We start from the raw sequence: 4,651 nt of genomic DNA, 5'->3' as shown, positions 1-4,651 counted from the left end.
GTTTTCAAAGGTCTATCTCGTTACCTTGCAGCAACTCGTATATCATACCATCTTCATTCAAGAGTTGTCAAGCAAAACCTTTAAAAGTTTTTCAACATTTTGTTGAACACTTGTTTTCTTAATGAAGCGACTTGAATATCTTACCTTACAAGTTGACATCTTGTCAACAAGTAATTTAAGAAATATTTTTGCTTGTTTTGAGAACTAAAATAGCGCTCTCGACAACTACTTAACAATACCATGATACAAATCACGATGTCAACATGTTTTTTTCAAAAATATTTTCCTGAAAATGTTCCGGTAAGAACTATTTCCGTAACAAGAATTATAGCAAGTAATCTATTTTTAGACAAGCGTTATTTGAATAAAAATTAGAAAAATTGTTTATTCAAATATTAAAAGAACGCAAAACCTTGGTAGATTTGCGTTCTTTCGAAATTACTTTGCGATTTACGGCAGTCTATTGCCTGCACTCTGATAGATTTCGTACCATTCTTGACGAGTAAATTGAATTTCGCTTGCCTTAGCATAATTTAGAATCCGGTCGATGTTGGTGGTTCCTAAGACAACTTGAGTATTTCCTGGAATTCTGAGCAACCATGCAATAGCTGCAGCTTCATTATCTAGACCATAACGACCGCCGATTTCGCTTAACTTGTCATTCAAGTCTTTATAAGAAGGATCGCTGAATAGTACCCCGTTTTTTCCTTGAATTGGTGACCACGCTTGGATAGCCATATCATGCAGTCGTGCATAATCAATTAATTCACCACCACGGTTTACGCCTTCATCGGCTTTGGTATTCACGCTAAATCCATAATCTAAGGCCAAAGTATGCGCCGGTGATAATTGTATTTGGTTAGCGACTAAATCTTGTTTGACATATTTCTTCAATAGATCAACTTGAATTGGCGTGTGATTACTTACACCAAAGTGTCGAACTTTACCGCTCATTTCCAGTATATCGAAGGCTTCTGCGATTTCTTCTGGTTCCCACAAGGCGTCGTTACGATGTAATAGTAGAATATCTAGATAATCTGTTTGTAGCCTCTCTAAAGATTCATCTACTGATTGTAAGATATGTTCTTTTGATAGGTCGAAGAAGTTTTGTTTGTTGTTATTATAGGTGCCTGGTAAGTAAATCCCTACTTTAGATTGCAGAATGATATTTTCTCTTGAGATGTTTAAGCCAGCAAAGGCTTGGCCGAATAATTTTTCCGCCCCACCTCTTTCTCTTGCGTATATGTCTGCGTGGTCAAAGAACGTTAACCCTGCGTCATAGGATTGTTGGATTAAGTCTTGGACTTCTTCTACTGATTTACCTTCAATCCGCATACAACCTACTGCTAAATTGGGTGCTGTTAAACCATTTTGCCCTAATGAAATATGTTTCATGTATATGCCTCCAAATCGATGTAAGAAAACGTTTTCTTGTTACTGATAAAATTATACTTGTTTTCTGGTCAAATGGAAACAAAAGCGTCTAGTCCATTGAAATATCTGGTCGAAGACTTAAATGGTGTCGGTTCGAATGAATTTTGTTTGTCGGTAAGAAAGGTAGAGCATGATAATCGTTCCAATCCATAAGATGGGGATCACCACACTAACACTTGTGATATAAAAGCCGACAATAATGGCGATAATGGCAGGTATTCCCATGGCGGTTGCAACCATACCTAAACAGTATTGGAAGGAGAATAGGTCATGGAATTTGTGTTTTTGTAAAATGTTTAACCGTGAAACGATAATCATTAAGCCCCCTAAACCAAGAATAAAGATGGTCAACTGACGTGTCATGACAAGGACCTGCTTGCTTTGGGTATTCACTTCCGTTTGATAACTCACTCGTAAACTTTCGATAAAAGTCGCATTATCTGTCATATCGTCATTCAAGTCTAAAGGTAGATTAGCAGTATACCGTGTATCTTGGTCTATTTGATATACGAATTGGTCTGGCAGGATTAAGAGTAACTTATCAGTCCCCTTTAAGTAGCCGTCAAGATTGTCGGCACTAGGGAAAATAACCACTTGTAATTGGTCACCGTTAATAACGATATCTGACTGGTCTGACTGAAAAGACCCGTTATCATAGGTGAAATTCGATAATTCGCTGACTGTTTCTTCTGGGATAATGGTCTGTAGTTCTTCAAAGGCTTTATTAACTGTTCCGTCTTCAACGGGTTGAAAACTGTTGGCGAAGGGCCAGGTCATGATAATCGACCAGACAACCATGACGAGAATTGACTTCCACCAGGTCATCAGGTGACGGTGGTAGAAAATATTGGCTGGGCTGAACATGTCTTTCACATAGTGTATTGGAAACATTTAAATGAATCGCTCCTTTTTAGTGGTGACTCCATTATAACTGAACTTGGCTTGAATCAGGCAAGCTTTTACTTTGTCGTGTAGTCGCGGGTTTTGTGCTAAAATGAAAGTATTCTAATGTACAGGAATTTCATTTCAGGAATTCATTTAAAGAAGGAAGGCACAGTATATGAAACAAATAGATAAAAAAATTGCTATCATCGGCCTAGGCAATATGGGAACTGCGATTTTAAACGGCTTGGTAAAATCGGACGAGATTGATAACCAACTGATTACTGGTTCACGCGCTAACCCTGAAAAAGCTGAAGCGGACTCAGCTAAGTATGGTTTCGCCATTTTGACAGATAATAAGGAGACGGCTATGGACGCGGACGTGGTTATCCTTGCGGTAAAGCCTTATTTAATCAAGGATGTGGTGGATGAGATCAAACCAACACTTACTGCGGAGACGATTGTGATTTCGGTTGCAACAGGATACAGTTTAACGGATGCGGCTGGACAGTTAGGGGATTCTGCCAAATTTGCTCGGGTGATGCCTAATATTCCAGCGCAAGTTGGGGAAGGGATTTCTGGTGTTGTCTATAATGAAAACTTATCGGCAGCTGACAAGGAATTAATTATGCAAATCCTTCATACTTTCGGGTCAGCAGAACAATTAACTGAGAACCAGTTGGACGCCTTTACAGGGATTGCGGGTTCAAGCCCTGCGATTATCTTTATGATTATTGAAGCCATGGCGGATGCTGGTGTGGCAAAAGGGCTTACCCGACCACAAGCGCTAGCCTTTGCCAAACAAGCGGTTAAGGGGGCAGCACAGTTGTCGATTGAATCGGACCTGCATCCTGGCGCTTTGAAGGACGCGGTTTGTACACCGGGTGGCACAACCATTGAAGAAGTACGTACTGCTGAGTCGATGAACCTACGCGGCACGATTATTGAAACGATGATTGCGGGTATTGAAAAGTCCGAAAGTTTATAATTTGTGTAAATTGCTGAAAACTTACTGTTATCGCTAGCTTTCACGTCCATTGCCTAGTAATATGAATAGTTGAAGAGATACTACAAAATGATGAAGAACATTAAAAAGGATTGAATGACAATGAAACTTGGTGCCAGGATGTTTAAGACAGGTCTTGGGGTAATGCTCAGTATTTTAATTGCTGACTGGTTACCCTTTGTTGAACCTGTCATCCCTGCCTTTACTGCTATCATCGGGTTACAACAAACTGTACGAGGGTCGATCGATACCTTCTTCAACCGTGTGATGGCGGCGATACTTGGGGGTATCTTTGCTGTAGTCATGGTGCACTTTTTCGGTAATTCCCCTATTATTATCGGGGTGACCGTGACCATTTTTATCGGAATTCTGAGGGCTTTAAATATGGCCAATGTTATCACCTTAGCAACCATTACCCTTGTGGTGATTATGTTGCGCGACCAAGATATGATTATCCTCTCAGCCATTGCGCGGGTGGTTGAGTCATTACTTGGGGTAACCGTTTCCCTATTAGTAAACGTCTTTGTTTTACCACCTAAATACGACGCCATCCTCTACGAAGAAGTCAATAAAACCTCTAGTGAAATCTTAGTGCGTTTGAGAGCCATTCTTCGCAAAAACGGCGAATACTCTACCCTAACCTCTGATATCGCCTGGGCAGAAAAACGTATCGCACAGAGTCACAGCCTATACGCACTCTTAAAAGATGAGAATGTATGGTCTAAGCAAAAACTACCCATGTTAAAACGAAAACTCGTTGTTTTCCGGGCTTTAATCGTGTCACTAGAACAAGCACTGGCCTTACTATCCGTCTTACATACCCATACCAATGTCATGTTCCAATTACCCGAAGAACTACGGATCCAAATCCGAGAACGAATCGAAACCCTCTGTTCAGCACACGAACAAATCTTCTTGAAATTTGACGGTCGAATCTCACCATTAGAAGTGAATTTCTTCCAACCAACCCAAGGGTACCGGCAAGACTTAATGGACTCTATCTTCGAATACGCAGCCATTAAACAAACCGCTACCCAAGAAGAATTCGAGCGTTCAAACGCTTTAATGTTGATCACCGGTCAATTGGTATCTTACGAAGAATCATTAATCAAACTAAACACCCTGATTCGTTCATATAGAATCCACCATGACGAAGACGAATACCAAGCAGACTCACTAGAAGGCATCGAATAAATCACATGTCACCAAAACAAAATATACGCTATTTCAAAAGGAGAGGTCGAGACAAGAGTCTCAACCCCTCCTTTTTTGAGTGTGCAGTTGATTTCGTAATCATAGTACCCTTTAAAGGGCTCTACAATATATAGG

The 4,651-nt window shown here is 40.3% G+C and carries 4 protein-coding genes; 2 read left to right on the top strand and 2 right to left on the bottom strand.

Going from position 1 to position 4,651, the window contains the following annotated elements:
* Nucleotides 1–450 precede the first annotated feature (450 nt).
* Entirely contained in the window at nucleotides 451–1,395 is a 945-nt protein-coding gene (locus B2V22_RS02385) for an aldo/keto reductase (RefSeq protein WP_290490262.1), read from the bottom strand.
* Nucleotides 1,396–1,512: 117 nt separating this feature from the next.
* Nucleotides 1,513–2,325, bottom strand: coding sequence for a DUF1189 family protein (locus B2V22_RS02380; RefSeq protein WP_290490260.1), 813 nt, complete (start codon nucleotides 2,323–2,325; stop codon nucleotides 1,513–1,515).
* A gap of 169 nt (nucleotides 2,326–2,494) precedes the next feature.
* Here B2V22_RS02380 and proC point away from each other — a divergent pair, with 169 nt between their 5' ends.
* Complete coding sequence (gene proC / locus B2V22_RS02375) at nucleotides 2,495–3,304, top strand: pyrroline-5-carboxylate reductase (protein WP_290490258.1); 810 nt, start codon at nucleotides 2,495–2,497, stop codon at nucleotides 3,302–3,304.
* 114 nt (nucleotides 3,305–3,418) lie between these two features.
* On the top strand, nucleotides 3,419–4,516 hold the full coding sequence (locus B2V22_RS02370; protein ID WP_290490256.1) for an FUSC family protein: 1,098 nt from the start codon (nucleotides 3,419–3,421) through the stop codon (nucleotides 4,514–4,516).
* Nucleotides 4,517–4,651 lie beyond the last annotated feature (135 nt).

The sequence above is a fragment of the Aerococcus sp. UBA6277 genome, assembly GCF_002440555.1.
Classification (GTDB): domain Bacteria; phylum Bacillota; class Bacilli; order Lactobacillales; family Aerococcaceae; genus Aerococcus.
Note: the sequence above shows the minus strand (reverse complement) of the source record. Positions and strands in the feature narration are given on the sequence as shown.

Excerpts from the sequence above, each read along its gene's own strand:
- B2V22_RS02385 (WP_290490262.1), bottom strand. The coding sequence starts at position 1,395 with ATGAAACATATTTCATTAGGGCAAAATGGTTTAACAGCACCCAATTTA.
- B2V22_RS02380 (WP_290490260.1), bottom strand. The coding sequence starts at position 2,325 with ATGTTTCCAATACACTATGTGAAAGACATGTTCAGCCCAGCCAATATT.
- B2V22_RS02370 (WP_290490256.1), top strand. The coding sequence starts at position 3,419 with ATGACAATGAAACTTGGTGCCAGGATGTTTAAGACAGGTCTTGGGGTA.
- proC (WP_290490258.1), top strand. The coding sequence starts at position 2,495 with ATGAAACAAATAGATAAAAAAATTGCTATCATCGGCCTAGGCAATATG.